The 12,657-nt window shown below is 65.9% G+C and carries 15 protein-coding genes; 8 read left to right on the plus strand and 7 right to left on the minus strand.

Annotated elements, in window-relative coordinates:
* The first annotated feature begins 87 nt into the window (after window positions 1-87).
* The gene (locus ACQ4OD_RS16270; protein ID WP_430944578.1) at window positions 88-996 is read left to right on the plus strand and encodes an alpha/beta hydrolase family protein; all 909 of its coding nucleotides are present in this window, start codon (window positions 88-90) and stop codon (window positions 994-996) included.
* A gap of 36 nt (window positions 997-1,032) precedes the next feature.
* On the opposite strand, the gene ACQ4OD_RS16275 is transcribed toward ACQ4OD_RS16270, so the two are convergent.
* The 5 genes from ACQ4OD_RS16275 to ACQ4OD_RS16295 form a co-directional block, all read right to left on the minus strand.
* Window positions 1,033-1,374, minus strand: coding sequence for a HopJ type III effector protein (locus ACQ4OD_RS16275; protein ID WP_139668648.1), 342 nt, complete (start codon window positions 1,372-1,374; stop codon window positions 1,033-1,035).
* Window positions 1,367-1,663 carry a DUF1244 domain-containing protein gene (locus ACQ4OD_RS16280; protein WP_102682537.1) on the minus strand — a complete coding sequence of 99 codons (297 nt, stop codon included), beginning with the start codon at window positions 1,661-1,663 and terminating at the stop codon, window positions 1,367-1,369. Before ACQ4OD_RS16280 ends, ACQ4OD_RS16275 begins: the two co-directional genes overlap by 8 nt.
* Before the next feature lie 11 nt (window positions 1,664-1,674).
* Window positions 1,675-2,367: a dihydromonapterin reductase gene (gene folM / locus ACQ4OD_RS16285; RefSeq protein WP_139668650.1), complete on the minus strand. Its 693-nt coding sequence runs from the start codon at window positions 2,365-2,367 to the stop codon at window positions 1,675-1,677.
* 76 nt (window positions 2,368-2,443) lie between these two features.
* Window positions 2,444-3,016 carry an antibiotic biosynthesis monooxygenase gene (locus ACQ4OD_RS16290; protein WP_102682535.1) on the minus strand — a complete coding sequence of 191 codons (573 nt, stop codon included), beginning with the start codon at window positions 3,014-3,016 and terminating at the stop codon, window positions 2,444-2,446.
* A gap of 147 nt (window positions 3,017-3,163) precedes the next feature.
* Window positions 3,164-3,787 (minus strand): hypothetical protein, encoded by a 624-nt coding sequence (locus ACQ4OD_RS16295; RefSeq protein ID WP_102682534.1) that lies wholly within the window; start codon window positions 3,785-3,787, stop codon window positions 3,164-3,166.
* A gap of 184 nt (window positions 3,788-3,971) precedes the next feature.
* Here ACQ4OD_RS16295 and ACQ4OD_RS16300 point away from each other — a divergent pair, with 184 nt between their 5' ends.
* Complete coding sequence (locus ACQ4OD_RS16300) at window positions 3,972-4,427, plus strand: flavodoxin (protein WP_198755202.1); 456 nt, start codon at window positions 3,972-3,974, stop codon at window positions 4,425-4,427.
* 113 nt (window positions 4,428-4,540) lie between these two features.
* On the opposite strand, the gene ACQ4OD_RS16305 is transcribed toward ACQ4OD_RS16300, so the two are convergent.
* On the minus strand, window positions 4,541-5,428 hold the full coding sequence (locus ACQ4OD_RS16305; RefSeq protein WP_430944579.1) for a LysR substrate-binding domain-containing protein: 888 nt from the start codon (window positions 5,426-5,428) through the stop codon (window positions 4,541-4,543).
* Between the two features lie 101 nt (window positions 5,429-5,529).
* Between ACQ4OD_RS16305 and ACQ4OD_RS16310 the strand changes: the two genes are divergently transcribed.
* From ACQ4OD_RS16310 to ACQ4OD_RS16325, 4 genes are all read left to right on the plus strand, one after another.
* A complete protein-coding gene (locus tag ACQ4OD_RS16310; protein WP_102682531.1) occupies window positions 5,530-5,916 on the plus strand; it encodes a CidA/LrgA family protein in 387 nt (128 codons plus the stop codon).
* Complete coding sequence (locus ACQ4OD_RS16315) at window positions 5,906-6,592, plus strand: LrgB family protein (RefSeq protein WP_102682530.1); 687 nt, start codon at window positions 5,906-5,908, stop codon at window positions 6,590-6,592. The genes ACQ4OD_RS16310 and ACQ4OD_RS16315 overlap by 11 nt, the downstream gene beginning before the upstream one ends.
* 173 nt (window positions 6,593-6,765) lie before the next feature.
* Window positions 6,766-7,671 carry an alpha/beta fold hydrolase gene (locus ACQ4OD_RS16320; RefSeq protein WP_139668656.1) on the plus strand — a complete coding sequence of 302 codons (906 nt, stop codon included), beginning with the start codon at window positions 6,766-6,768 and terminating at the stop codon, window positions 7,669-7,671.
* 115 nt (window positions 7,672-7,786) lie between these two features.
* A complete protein-coding gene (locus tag ACQ4OD_RS16325) occupies window positions 7,787-8,701 on the plus strand; it encodes an SDR family oxidoreductase (RefSeq protein WP_198755204.1) in 915 nt (304 codons plus the stop codon).
* Window positions 8,702-9,080: 379 nt separating this feature from the next.
* Here ACQ4OD_RS16325 and ACQ4OD_RS16330 read toward each other — a convergent pair whose 3' ends face one another.
* A complete protein-coding gene (locus ACQ4OD_RS16330) occupies window positions 9,081-9,860 on the minus strand; it encodes an IclR family transcriptional regulator (protein WP_094010273.1) in 780 nt (259 codons plus the stop codon).
* Window positions 9,861-10,050: 190 nt separating this feature from the next.
* On the opposite strand from ACQ4OD_RS16330, the gene hmgA reads away from it, so the two are divergent.
* On the plus strand, window positions 10,051-11,352 hold the full coding sequence (gene hmgA, locus ACQ4OD_RS16335; RefSeq protein WP_430944580.1) for a homogentisate 1,2-dioxygenase: 1,302 nt from the start codon (window positions 10,051-10,053) through the stop codon (window positions 11,350-11,352).
* 3 nt (window positions 11,353-11,355) lie between these two features.
* A complete protein-coding gene (fahA, locus tag ACQ4OD_RS16340) occupies window positions 11,356-12,648 on the plus strand; it encodes a fumarylacetoacetase (RefSeq protein ID WP_198755206.1) in 1,293 nt (430 codons plus the stop codon).
* Window positions 12,649-12,657: the final 9 nt, after the last annotated feature.

Raw genomic sequence — 12,657 nt, forward strand, 5'->3', positions numbered from 1 at the left:
CGATTACAGGCAAGGTTTTTTTTGCTAGCGTTGGCGCACGACAACAGCCCGTCCGCCAGCATGGCGCGACGCCGCAGGGAGTGCGCCATGAGCAGCCTTACCCAACCCGCCTGTGCCTTTCGTCATGTCGCCGCCGACGGCTATGGCCTCGGCGGATTTCGCTGGCGCCACGCCGAACCCGACCCCCTGCGTCCACTGGTGATCATCAACGCCGCCACCTCGGTGCGTTGCCGCTACTACTCGCGTTTCGCCGACTACCTGTTCGCCCAGGGCTTTGACGTGCTCACCTACGATTATCGCGGCATCGGCGAGTCACGCCCGGCCACGCTGCGCGGTTTCCAGGCGTCCTGGAGCGACTGGGGCCGGCTGGACTTCGAAGCGATGTTGCAACTGGCCGCCGCCGAGCATCCGGGCCAGCCGATGCATGTGGTCGGCCACAGCTTCGGCGGCTGGGCGCTGGGGCTGGCACCGTCGGCGGGGCAGGTGCGCCATGCGCTGCTGGTGGGCGCGCAGTTCGCCTATTGGCGCGACTATGCGCCGGAGCAGCGTTGGCAGCTGTTCGGCAAATGGCACGTGGTGATGCCGCTGTTGACCCGGCTGTTCGGCTATTTCCCCGGAAAGCGCCTGGGCTGGCTGGAAGACACCCCGGCCGGCGTGGTGCGCGATTGGGTTGCCCGTACGCCGCGTTACGAGCAGCGGCCCAGTGGGCGTCTGCTGTCGGGGACGCCATTTGCCCAGGTACAGGCGGCGACCCTGGCCATCAGCCTGACTGACGATCCGTTCGGCACGGTGGCGGCCACCGAGCGGTTGTTGGGGTACCTGCGAACGGGCGAGCGACGGCATCTGCGGGTGGCGCCTGTGGATATCTTGGTCGGGGAGATCGGGCACTTCGCGTTCTTTCACGATCGGTTTCGTGAAAGCCTGTGGCCGATTGCGCTGGAGTGGTTGCAGAAGGGGCGCCTTGAGGCTGGAACACCAGGCCGGCTCATCAGTTGATGTCCGGTTGGGGCCGCACAGCGGCCCCATCTGCTATCAGCCCAGGCGCGCAAGTGGCCGGGTGGTGAACTTCACCCCGGCCAGCCCATGCTTGATCAGCGCACGGATATTGCCATGGTCGCTGCCCTCGGGCGTGGCGACCACGCTACGGTAGTGCTCACCGAAGGCCAGCAGTGCCTCCTGGTCGCTCAACCCTTCGAGCAGCGCCAGGCCCAGGGTCTTGCACGAGCCTTCGTTCTGCCCGGCGGCGTTGTGCACGTCGCCATTGTCGAAGGCCTGGGGCTGGTAGCTGTAGTTCGCGGCGATGAAGGCCAGGGTGTCGGCAAAAACGTGTTCGCCGCTGGCGAGGCTGCTGCGCAGGCTATTCAGGTCAGTCACGCGGTTTTCCTTGTTCGAACGCCGCTTTCTGCTCGGCGCTGGCTTCGTTCTGGTATTGGGCTTTCCATTCGGCATAGGGCATGCCGTACACCTGCTCACGGGCATCGTCCAGGCTCAGCTCGATCTGGCGATCATCGGCGGCGGCCTTGAGCCACTTGGACAGGCAGTTGCGGCAGAAGCCGGAGAGGTTCATCAGGTCGATGTTCTGCACGTCGGTACGTTTTTGCAGGTGGTCGACCAGGCGCCGGAACGCGGCGGCTTCGAGTTCGAGCTGTTGTTGCGGGGTCATGGGCGGTCTCTTCAGGTCATGCGGTTCTTCAGATGGCGGCCACCATTGATGACCACCTGGCTGCCGGTGCTGTACTGGCTTTGCAGCAGGAACAGCACGGCGTCGATCAGTGGGCGGGCGCCGGGCTCGAATTCGAGCAGGGCTTTCTTCAGGGTCTGCTGGCGGTACTGTTCGTCGCCGCCTTCCTTGAGGATCAGCAGGCCGGGCAGGATACCGTTGACCCGTACCTTCGGCGCGTACTTTTCGGCGAACGACAGCACCATGTTCTGCAGCGCGGCCTTGGTCGCGGCATAGCCGATGTGGCTCTTGCTGCCGCGCGAGGAAGTTTCGTCGCAGATGTGGATGATGTCGGCTTTGTCCACCTTGTTCAGCAGCTCGCCGAGGGCGAGGTTGAGGTGGTAGGGCGCCTCGACGTGCAGGCGGAACATGGTATCGAGGTTGTCCAGGCCATCGTCGAGCCACAGCGAGGCGTTGTGGATGATCGCGCGCAGGCCGTCGTAGTGGCTGTGCAGGTGGTCGATCAGGGCCTGGCGGTCTTCGCCGCGGGTCAGGTCGGCCTGGAACTGCTGGATGTTCGGGTGGGCAGCCTGCCCCTGCAAGGTACGGCTGGCGCTGACCACCGTATGGCCGGCCTGGGCCAGCTCCAGGGCCAGGGCCAGGCCGACGCGCTGGCTGGCGCCGGTGATGAGGATTGGGCTGTTCATGTTCGGGCGGTCTGTTCGTCTGTCCGTGCGTGATGCCCCAGCATACCCGAACTGCGCGGCCTTGCGAGCCCGTGCCTCAGCGGCTGCGCAGCCCCTGGGAACGTTCGGTGGCGGCGCGTGGGGTGGTGTTGAGCCAGCCGGCCAGCAGCCGGGTGGACAGGGGGATGAACAGGTACACCATCAATGGCGTCAGGGCCAGGGTACTGAGCAGCACTCGAGGCAACAGGTCGAGTGGCGCCAGCCAGTGGCCGAACAGCAGGTTGAACAGTAGCGAAACCGGAAAGAATGCCAGCCAGATGGCCGTTGCCTGCTTCCAGCGCGGTGGTTTTTGCACGGTATTGGTGCCGAACCAGTCGTCGATACCGCTCACGCGCCTCTCTTTGGGGCGTTCGAACAGGCCGTTGCCGCGCTCCAGCCAGGCCCTGCGCGATGCGGAATGCTCCCAGGCGTGCATGGTCTGTTCGCAGGCGAAGCGGAAGATGATCTGGAATTCGTCGCCCTCGCTCGGCGGGGCGAGGATGCCCGAGCCCAGGTAGCCGGGAAAGTCGGTGGCCAATTGCTCGCCTTCGTGCAGCCAGGCCAGCAGGTCCTGGTAGCGGCCGCAGGCGGCGCGGCGCGACACCATCAAGGTGACGGGTGGAGTAGACATCGTGTATCTCCTGGCGACGGGGCTGGCGGGTAGCCGGACCCTGGCTTGCGGCCCGGGGTGATGGGCGGCGCAGGCGGGCTTGCAAGAATCGGGCACGGATTATCGCCGATCAATCATGACCAGTCAGTTTCAGGGGCTGGACGGTCTTCAGGCGGTGCAGGGAGCCTGGGCGTGCAGTTCGGGGTGAGCCTTGCGGTGGGCCTGGAGGATGTACTCGCGCAGGCGCTCGATCTCTTCGGCCGGCGTGTGGGTCAGGTCGTAGGCGGCCAGTCGCGGGCCGATGCGCCGGCGCAGCGCGCCGTGCAGGCCGATCGGCGGGATGTCCTCGGCGGCGAAGCGCAGGTTGAATTGCGCAGGGGCTTGAGCACCATCGCGCACTTCCAGCAGCACACCCTTGAAGGAAATGTCGCGTACCCACAGGTCACTGGCCTGGCCATGATCATCCAGCAACGCGATCGGGGGCTGCAGCGACAGGCGCCAGGGCCGCAGCCTGGGGCCATCCTCGTAGATGTCCGGCGAGCCGAGTTGCAGGTGCAGGGCGTGGAATTCATCCTCGACCAGTTGCAGGGGGAAGCTCAACTGCTGGTTGTTGAAGCTGGCCTGCAGCGTCACCTGCTCGTTGGCCACAAGGCGGGTGAGCAGGTCCTTGAGACGACGGTCGCCATTGACCAGCAGGCTCGACATGGGGTCGGCTAGGTTCAGTTGGGGCGAATGCTGCATGTCCTGGATGAAATCCAGTTCGTCCTGGGAGAGTAGGGCGTCTGCTTGCATGGTCTGACTCGAAGGGGCGATCGGTAACGGCGATTTCTTCACGGCGGTGGACAGTGGTCAATCCGCTTCGTTCCGGTCATTCGTCGGAAAATCCTGAAGCCTGTGACTTTAGCCGGAGGCGGCCTTTTGCCACTGTCGAATGCTAGTATCCTACGTTTTCACTCAGTTTCGGAATCCTCACCCGATGAAAGTCGCCATTATTTCCGGTTCGGTGTACGGCACCGCCGACGAAGTCGCCCGCCACGCCGAGTCGCTGCTCAAGGCCGCCGGCCTTGAAGCCTGGCACGCGGCACGCGCCACCCTGCAGGACATCGAGGGCTTTGGCCCCGACGCGTTGCTGGCGGTGACCTCGACCACCGGCATGGGCGAGCTGCCCGACAGCCTGATGCCGCTGTACAGCGCGATCCGCGATGTGCTGCCGGCGGCCTGGCGCGGACTGCCGGGAGCGGTGATCGGCCTGGGCGATTCGAGCTACGGCGACACCTACTGCGGCGGTGGCGAGCAGATGCGCGAGCTGTTCGCCGAGCTGGGGGTGAACGAAGTGCTGCCGATGCTGCGGCTAGATGCCAGTGAGACCGTGACACCGGAGGCCGATGCCGAGCCCTGGCTGGCGGAGTTTGCGGCTGTGCTGAAAGGCTGATATTGCCTGGGCCGGTCCTATCGCGGGGCAAGCCCGCTCCCACGAAAGCTGCATGATGCTCGTGGGAGCGGCGGTGCGCCGCTGCGACTTGCCCCGCGATAGGGCCGGTCGCCTCAATGCATGGCTGAATCCTCACGCAACAATGCCAGCCACGCCTGCGCCGCCCGTGACAGATACGCCCCGCGCCGCCAGATGAAGGCGATGTCCCACCTCAGGTACTCCGGCGCCCGCAACGGCAAGCGCACCACCCCGGGCCGTTCCAGCGCCCGTGCGACGATCGCCGGCAGCAGCACCACGCCTTGCCCGGCCGCCACCAATGCGGCAAGAAAGTCTGCCTGGCCGCTACGCCCACCTTCCCTGGGCGTGAAGCCTTCCTGCTGGCAGGCGCTGAGCAATCGATCATTGAGCACGAAGCTACGCTGGTACAGCAGAAACGGCGTGTCGGCGAGTTGTGCCAGGGCGACGTCGACCTGCCCGGCCAGCGGGTGGCCGGCGGGCAGCAAGGCTTCCAGTGGCTCATTGCAGAACGGCTGGTAGTCGAACGCTGGGTCGTTTGGCGTCAGGCTGCCGCCCAGCTCCAACTCGCCACTCTTGACGGCCTGCTCGACCATGCGGCTGCCACCTTCGAGCAGTTGTATCGAGATATTCGGATGGCGCCGCCGATACTCGGCGAACAACCCAGCGAACAGCGCATCGCTGCCCAGCAGCGGCAGGCCCAGGCGCAATTCGCCGCGGGCCATCTGGCTGAGATCGTCGAGTTCGCTCAGCAGCTCCTGGCGCTGGCGCAGCAGCGCTTCGCCGCGCTCCAGAACGATGCGCCCGGCGGCAGTCAGCAGCAACTGCGAGCCTTGGCGTTCCAGCAGCGGCTGGCCGATGTCCTGCTCCAGTTGGGCGACCTGCTTGCTCACCGCTGACTGGCTGATGTGCAGGGTGCCTGCCGCCTGGGTGAAACCACCGTTGTGAACGACCTCGATGAAACTGCGCAGTTGTTTGAATTCCATGAGTTCTAGATTCCATTTTGGAATGGTTGCCAGTCTAACAATTCGCTTCTGGCCTAGGTGCGCGACTTTTACAATGGGCACGTTGTCGAGGACCCCCGCCCATGAATCCTGCATTACTGAAGAAGACCCTGCGCCTTTTCGCCGAACTGACGGTGTTGCTGGCGCTGTTCCTGATCGGTGGCCAGCTGGCCGCCTGGCTCGCCTGGCCGATTCCCGGTGGGGTGATGGGCCTGGCGCTGCTGCTGGCGCTGTTCGCCACCGGGCTGCTCAAACCTGCCACGCTGCAATTGGGTGCCGGCTGGCTGATGGCCGAGATGCTGCTGTTTTTCATTCCGGCGCTGATGAGCCTACTGGACTACGGCAGCCTGCTGCGCAGCGAGGGCTGGCGCATCCTGCTGGTGATCGCGCTGAGCACCCTGCTGGTGATGGTGGTCACCGCGGTCACCGTCGAGCTGGTGTGCCGTTGGAGGTTGCGCCATGAGCCTTGAACCCATGCCGCTGTTCTGGCTGGCCCTGACCCTGGGCGCCTACCTGGGCAGCCGCTGGCTGTACCGGCGCAGCGGGCGCTACCTGCTGTCGCCGCTGATCCTGGTGCCGGCCTTGCTGCTGGCGGTGGCCGTGCCGCTGCACACCGCCTACGCCGAGTACGCCCGCAACACGCATTGGTTGATGGGCGTGCTGGGCCCGGTCACCGTCGCTTTCGCGGTGCCGATCTGGCAACAACGGGCACTGCTGGCGCGGCACTGGCCGGCGCTGCTGGTCGGCATGCTCGCCGGCAGCGTGGCTTCTATCGGCAGCTCCTGGGCGCTGGCGCACCTGCTCGCGCTGGACGATGCGGTCAGCCTGTCGTTGCTGCCGCGTTCGATCACCACGCCGTTCGCCATGCCCGTGGCCCAGGACCTGGGCGGCGTGCCGGAGCTGACGGCGGTGTTCGTGATGTTTACCGGGGTGCTCGGGGCGATGTTCGGCGGCATTCTCCTGCGTTGGCTGCCCTTGCGCACACCGCTGGCGCGGGGGGCTCTGTTCGGTGTCGGTGCCCATGGCGCGGGGGTGAGCCGCGCCCAGGAAGTCGGGCGCGAGGAAGGCTCGGTGGCCGGCCTGGTCATGGTCCTGACCGGGCTGCTCAACCTGTTGGCCGCGCCGTTGCTGATGAGGTTGATCTGACCGTTCGTGCCACTGACTCGCACGGTCATCAGGCTGGCTGCCAAGGCGACTTATCACCTTCGTATAGGCTTCTAGACTGAGCCTCGACATAGAGAGCACATGTAAGTGCCGAGGTGACATGCAATGAACGCAGCCTTGCCCTCTTCCAACGCTTATCCACCGGGACGACCGTGATGCCACTGGCCGAAATTCCATTGTGCGTCTGGCGCACCCGGAGCCAGGGGTTCACTTTCCGGGGCCAGAGCATCCGCTACTGGACGGCAGGGCAAGGAGAGCCCCTGCTATTGCTTCACGGTTTCCCCACGGCCAGCTGGGATTGGCACTACCTGTGGGCACCCCTGACCCAGCGCTTTCGTGTGGTGGCCTGCGACATGCTCGGCTTCGGCGATTCGGCCAAGCCCGCGGACCATGACTACAGCCTGCTCGAGCAGGCCGACCTGCAGCAGGCGTTGCTGGCGCACCTGCACATCGACCAGCCGGTGCACCTGCTGGCCCACGACTACGGCGGCAGCGTCGCCCAGGAGCTGCTGGCCCGGCACCACGAACGGCGGCTGGAGGTGGCCAGTTGTGTGTTCCTCAACAGCGGGCTGTTCCCCGAGAGCTGCCGGGTGCTGCTGGTCCAGAAGCTGCTGCTCAGCCGCCTGGGCTGGCTGGTCGGGCGCTCGTTCGGGCGCGACGATCTGGTGCGCAACGTCACCCAGGTCTATGGCCCGTGCACCCATCCCAGCGAGAGCGCCCTGGACGACTACTGGAGCCTGATCGCCTCCAACCGAGGCCCACGGATCCTGCACAAACTGGTCAGCTTCCTGCCGGAACGCCGGGCCCAGCGCGAGCGCTGGGTCGCCGCGCTGCAACGTCCGGGCGTGCCGCTGCGCTTCATCAATGGCGCGGTCGATCCGTTGTCCGGCGCGCACATGGTCGAGCGCTACCGGGAAATCGTCCCGGACCCGGACACCGTGGTTCTGCAGGGCATCGGCCATTACCCCCACACCGAAGCGCCGGTGCAGGTGCTGCGCCATTACCTGGCCTTTCGTGAGCAACCGATGAGTTATTTACCGCTGAAGGTCGCCTGGTCCTGACCGGCGATCATCGTCGGGCGTTATCGGGCGGCATTCGCCACGGTGCGCTTGATTGCCGGGCCCGGGCGGCTGGCGGAAACTGCTTTGCATCCCTTCATTGCCAGGAGCCTTGAGCATGAGCGAGCCGGTACGTCTGCAGGATCGAGTGGTGATCGTCACGGGGGCCGGCGGCGGCCTGGGCCGGGCCCATGCGCTGCTGTTCGCCGCGCGCGGCGCTCACGTGGTGGTCAATGACTTGGGTGGGTCTACACATGGTGAAGGCGCCAACGCCTCGGCGGCCGACCGCGTGGTGGAGGAGATCCGCGCCGCGGGCGGCACGGCCATCGCCAACCATGACTCGGTCACCGATGGCACGCGCATCGTCGAGCAGGCCCTGGATACCTTCGGTCGGGTCGATGTGCTGGTGAACAACGCCGGCATCCTGCGCGACAAGACCTTCCACAAGATGGAAGACAGCGACTGGGAGCTGGTCTACCGGGTGCACGTCGAGGGCGCCTACAAGGTTACCCACGCCGCCTGGCCGCACCTGCGGGCGCAGAATTGGGGGAGGGTGATCTTCACCTCGTCCACCTCGGGCATCTATGGCAATTTCGGCCAGGCCAACTATGGCATGGCCAAACTCGGCCTCTATGGGCTGACCCGCACCCTGGCCATCGAGGGCCGCAAGCACGGCATCCTGGTCAACGCCATCGCCCCGACCGGCGGCACGCGAATGACCGAGGGGTTGATCCCGCCGCAGGTGTTCGAACGTCTGCAGCCCGAGTTGATCAGTCCGTTGGTGGTGTACCTGGGCAGCGAGCAGTGCCAGGACAGCGGCGAACTGTTCGAGGTGGGCGGCGGCTGGGTGGGCAAGGTGCGCTGGGAGCGTAGCCAGGGCGTGGGCTTCGACCCGCGTGAAGGGTTCACCCCCGAGCAGGTGGCGGACAACTGGGGGCGGATCGGTGATTTCGAGGGCGCGGAGCACCCGCAGGACAGCCTGCAGGCGTTGCAGCAGATGATGGCGAACCTGCAGAGGTATCCGTTGGGTTGAACAATGCCGGGGCCGCGCTGCGGCCCTTTCGCCGGCAAGCCGGCTCCCACGGGGATCGCACCAGCTTGTGGCCGGCTTGCCGGTGATGAGCCTGGCGCCGATCTTGCGATTCTTGCAGAAATAAAAAAGGCCGCTGCAATCGCAGCGGCCAATCGAGACGTTAGATCAAGGAGCTTCAAAATCAACGTCGGTGAACCTGGGCGGGCGCGAAAAGCAGGGGGGGAGAGCCCTTCGTGCCGGCCAGTGAGGTCAGAATAAGCGCATGATCCCGTGGGAAAAATACCCGCTTATGACATTCACCTTTACGTTTCGAGTAAAAGTGCGAGGCGGACTATAGGCCGCTCTCACAGGAAAAGTCCGTAATGCTTTGTAAGTCCTTTTACTGATCCGCGCCGTATCCCATTCGCCAACTGGTGGCCTGGGTGGCGGCGAGCAGGCGCCGGGCGGCCGGGCCGTGCTCGTCGGCATGGAAGATCGAGGTCGGACCGACCACGGTCATCACGGCGGCGACCTGGCCCATGGCGTTGAACACCGGCGCGGACAGCGCGTCCACCCCCGGCATCAGCAAACCGTGCACATGGTGCAGGCCGCGCTGGCGGATCTGTTCGAGCAGGGCGGCATAGTCATCCGCCGTCTGGCCGAGCGCTGCCAGTTCCCGGTCGCGCAGCTCCACGGTCTCGCGCTCGGGCAGGTGCGCGGCGAACACCAGTCCGGTGGACGAACTGAGCAACGGCAGCACCGAGCCGATCTGCGTCACCACCGTCACTGCCCGCACCGCCGGCTCGATGCTCACCACGGTCGCGCCCTGGTTGCCCCACACGGCGATGAAGCAGCTTTCGTTCAACTCGTCGCGCAATTGCGACAGTGGCAGCGCCGCCACCTTCAGCACATCGATGCTACCCAGGGCCGCCATGCCCACCCGCAACGCCTCGCGCCCCAGCCCGTAGTGGTTGGTGGCGGGGTCCTGTTCGGCGAAGCCGCTGGCGATCAGCGCCTGAAGGTAGCGGTGCACCTTGCTCGCCGGCATGTCGACATGCTCGGCCAGGCGCGACAGCGAGGTGGAGGGGGAAAGTTCGGCCAGGGCCTTGAGGATGTCGGTGCCGACTTCCGCCGAGCGGACTTTCTGTTTGCCGTTGTCGGTGCTGCTGGCTTTGGCCATGGGGGACTTCTATGCAGATTTCATGGGGTGGCGCCTTTATAGCTTGACGCCTGCGCTCGGGCAAATTACGTTATTCGTAATCTGATTACGATAAAAACAATGCAGACGCGCTGCCGCCCTTGGTGCCGGTTTCAGGATCGGGCTCCGCAGCCAGCTGCCCGAAACGGCTCCCAGCAGCCCGGAGGCACCGATGACCCGCGACACATCCCCTGAGCTCCAGTACCTGAGCGGCTTCGGCAACGAGTTCGCCAGCGAAGCCCTTCCCGGCGCCCTGCCGGTCGGGCAGAACTCGCCGCAGAAGGCTCCCTATGGGCTGTACGCTGAGCTGCTGTCGGGCACCGCGTTCACCATGACTCGCAGCGAACTGCGACGCACCTGGTTGTACCGCATTCGCCCCTCGGCCCTGCACCCGCGTTTCGAGCGCCTGGAGCGCCAGCCGCTGACCGGGCCGTTGGGAGGCGTCAATCCCAACCGCCTGCGTTGGAGCCCGCAACCGATGCCGTCCGAACCGACCGACTTCATCGACGGCTGGCTGCCGATGGTGGCCAACTCGGCATCGGAGAAACCGGCTGGCGTGAGTATCTACATCTACCGCGCCAACCGCTCCATGGAGCGGGTGTTCTTCAACGCCGACGGCGAGTTGCTGCTGGTGCCCGAGCAAGGCCGCCTGCGCATCGCCACCGAACTGGGCGTGCTCGAGCTCGAGCCGCTGGAGATCGCGGTGATCCCGCGCGGCATGAAGTTCCGGGTCGAACTGCTCGATGCGCAGGCCCGGGGCTACATTGCCGAGAACCACGGCGCGCCGCTGCGCATCCCGGACCTTGGCCCGATCGGCAGCAATGGCCTGGCCAACCCGCGTGACTTCCTCGCCCCGGTCGCCCATTACGAAGAGAGCACCGGCCCTGTGCAGCTGGTGCAGAAATTCCTCGGCGAACACTGGGCCTGCGAGCTGCAGCACTCGCCCCTGGACGTAGTCGCCTGGCACGGCAGCAACGTGCCTTACAAATACGACCTGCGCCGCTTCAACACCATCGGTACGGTCAGCTTCGACCACCCCGATCCGTCGATCTTCACCGTGCTGACCTCGCCCACCAGCGTGCATGGCATGGCCAACATGGACTTCGTGATCTTCCCGCCGCGCTGGATGGTGGCCGAGAACACCTTCCGTCCACCATGGTTCCACCGCAACCTGATGAACGAGTTCATGGGCTTGATCCAGGGCGCCTACGACGCCAAGGCCGAAGGCTTCCTGCCCGGCGGCGCTTCGTTGCACGGGGTGATGAGCGCCCACGGCCCCGACGCCGAGACTTGCGACAAGGCCATCTCGGTGGACCTGGCGCCGCACAAGATCGACAACACCATGGCCTTCATGTTCGAGACCAGCCAGGTGCTGCGCCCTAGCCGCCAGGCCCTCGAAAGCCCGCAGTTGCAGGCCGACTACGATAGTTGCTGGGCCACCTTGCCGAGCACCTTCAACCCGAACCGGAGATAACCGATGAACCACACCGCCATTGCCCGTAGCTGGGTCGAGCACGCCAACGGGCACCGCGACTTCCCGTTGCAGAACCTGCCCCTGGGCATCTTCAGCCGCCCAGGGCAGACGCCACGTTGCGGCGTGGCCATCGGCGACGCGATCCTCGACCTCGAGGCCGTGCTGGCCGCCGGGTTGTTCGAGGGGGCGGCCAAGGCCGCCGTCGAAGCGACAGTGGGCGGCGCGCTGAATGCCTTCTTCGCCCTTGGCCGCGAGGCCCGTGTTGCCCTGCGCCAGCGCCTGCTGGCGCTGCTGGGCGAGGGCAGCGAGCACCAGGCGGCCCTGAAGGCCGCGCTGTACCCGGCCGGCGAATGCCAGTTGCACCTGCCGGCGAAGATCGGTGACTACACCGACTTCTACGTCGGCATCGAGCACGCAAAGAACGTCGGCAAGCTGTTCCGCCCGGACAATCCGCTGCTGCCCAACTACAAGCACGTGCCGATCGGCTACCACGGCCGCGCCTCGACCATCCGGCCGTCCGGCACCGACGTGCGCCGCCCCAAGGGCCAGACCCTGCCGGCGGGCCAGACCGAGCCGAGCTTCGGCCCTTGCGCGCGCCTGGACTACGAGCTGGAACTGGGCATCTGGATTGGCCAGGGCAACGACATGGGCCAGCCGATCCCGATCGGCGACGCCGCCGAGCACGTGGCCGGCTTCTGCCTGCTCAACGACTGGTCGGCGCGCGATATCCAGGCCTGGGAGTACCAGCCGCTGGGCCCGTTCCTGTCCAAGAGCTTCATCACCACGGTGTCGCCATGGGTGGTCACTGCCGAGGCCCTGGAGCCGTTCCGTTGCGCCCAGCCGGCCCGTCCGGAGGGTGACCCGCAGCCGCTGTCATACCTGCTGGACAAGCGCGACCAGGCCTCCGGCGCCTTCGACATCGAACTGGAAGTGCTGCTGCTGACCGAACGCATGCGCGAGCAGAACCTGCCGGCGCATCGCCTCACGTTGAGCAGCACCCGCAGCATGTACTGGACCGTGGCACAGATGGTCGCCCACCACAGCGTCAACGGCTGCCAGCTGCAACCGGGCGACCTGTTCGGCTCGGGCACCCTGTCGGGCGCGGCGCCAGGCTCGTTCGGCAGCCTGCTGGAGATCACCGAAGGCGGCAAGCAGCCGGTGGAACTGGCCAGCGGCGAAGTGCGCAAGTTCCTCGAGGACGGCGACGAGATCATCCTGCGCGCCCGTTGCGTGCGCGATGGCGTAGCCAGCATCGGCTTCGGCGAGTGCCGTGGCACCATCGTTGCGGCCAACTGAGGAGGGCAG

It is taken from the genome of Pseudomonas sp. WC1, assembly GCF_050586565.1.
Classification (GTDB): domain Bacteria; phylum Pseudomonadota; class Gammaproteobacteria; order Pseudomonadales; family Pseudomonadaceae; genus Aquipseudomonas.

What these genes read in the sequence shown, in the direction of transcription:
- ACQ4OD_RS16270 (WP_430944578.1), top strand. Translation starts at nt 88, where the DNA reads ATGAGCAGCCTTACCCAACCCGCCTGTGCCTTTCGTCATGTCGCCGCC.
- ACQ4OD_RS16330 (WP_094010273.1), bottom strand. Translation starts at nt 9,860, where the DNA reads ATGGCCAAAGCCAGCAGCACCGACAACGGCAAACAGAAAGTCCGCTCG.
- ACQ4OD_RS16325 (WP_198755204.1), top strand. Translation starts at nt 7,787, where the DNA reads ATGAGCGAGCCGGTACGTCTGCAGGATCGAGTGGTGATCGTCACGGGG.
- ACQ4OD_RS16280 (WP_102682537.1), bottom strand. Translation starts at nt 1,663, where the DNA reads ATGACCCCGCAACAACAGCTCGAACTCGAAGCCGCCGCGTTCCGGCGC.
- ACQ4OD_RS16290 (WP_102682535.1), bottom strand. Translation starts at nt 3,016, where the DNA reads ATGTCTACTCCACCCGTCACCTTGATGGTGTCGCGCCGCGCCGCCTGC.
- folM (WP_139668650.1), bottom strand. Translation starts at nt 2,367, where the DNA reads ATGAACAGCCCAATCCTCATCACCGGCGCCAGCCAGCGCGTCGGCCTG.
- ACQ4OD_RS16320 (WP_139668656.1), top strand. Translation starts at nt 6,766, where the DNA reads ATGCCACTGGCCGAAATTCCATTGTGCGTCTGGCGCACCCGGAGCCAG.
- ACQ4OD_RS16310 (WP_102682531.1), top strand. Translation starts at nt 5,530, where the DNA reads ATGAATCCTGCATTACTGAAGAAGACCCTGCGCCTTTTCGCCGAACTG.
- ACQ4OD_RS16295 (WP_102682534.1), bottom strand. Translation starts at nt 3,787, where the DNA reads ATGCAAGCAGACGCCCTACTCTCCCAGGACGAACTGGATTTCATCCAG.
- ACQ4OD_RS16300 (WP_198755202.1), top strand. Translation starts at nt 3,972, where the DNA reads ATGAAAGTCGCCATTATTTCCGGTTCGGTGTACGGCACCGCCGACGAA.
- hmgA (WP_430944580.1), top strand. Translation starts at nt 10,051, where the DNA reads ATGACCCGCGACACATCCCCTGAGCTCCAGTACCTGAGCGGCTTCGGC.
- ACQ4OD_RS16305 (WP_430944579.1), bottom strand. Translation starts at nt 5,428, where the DNA reads ATGGAATTCAAACAACTGCGCAGTTTCATCGAGGTCGTTCACAACGGT.
- ACQ4OD_RS16315 (WP_102682530.1), top strand. Translation starts at nt 5,906, where the DNA reads ATGAGCCTTGAACCCATGCCGCTGTTCTGGCTGGCCCTGACCCTGGGC.
- fahA (WP_198755206.1), top strand. Translation starts at nt 11,356, where the DNA reads ATGAACCACACCGCCATTGCCCGTAGCTGGGTCGAGCACGCCAACGGG.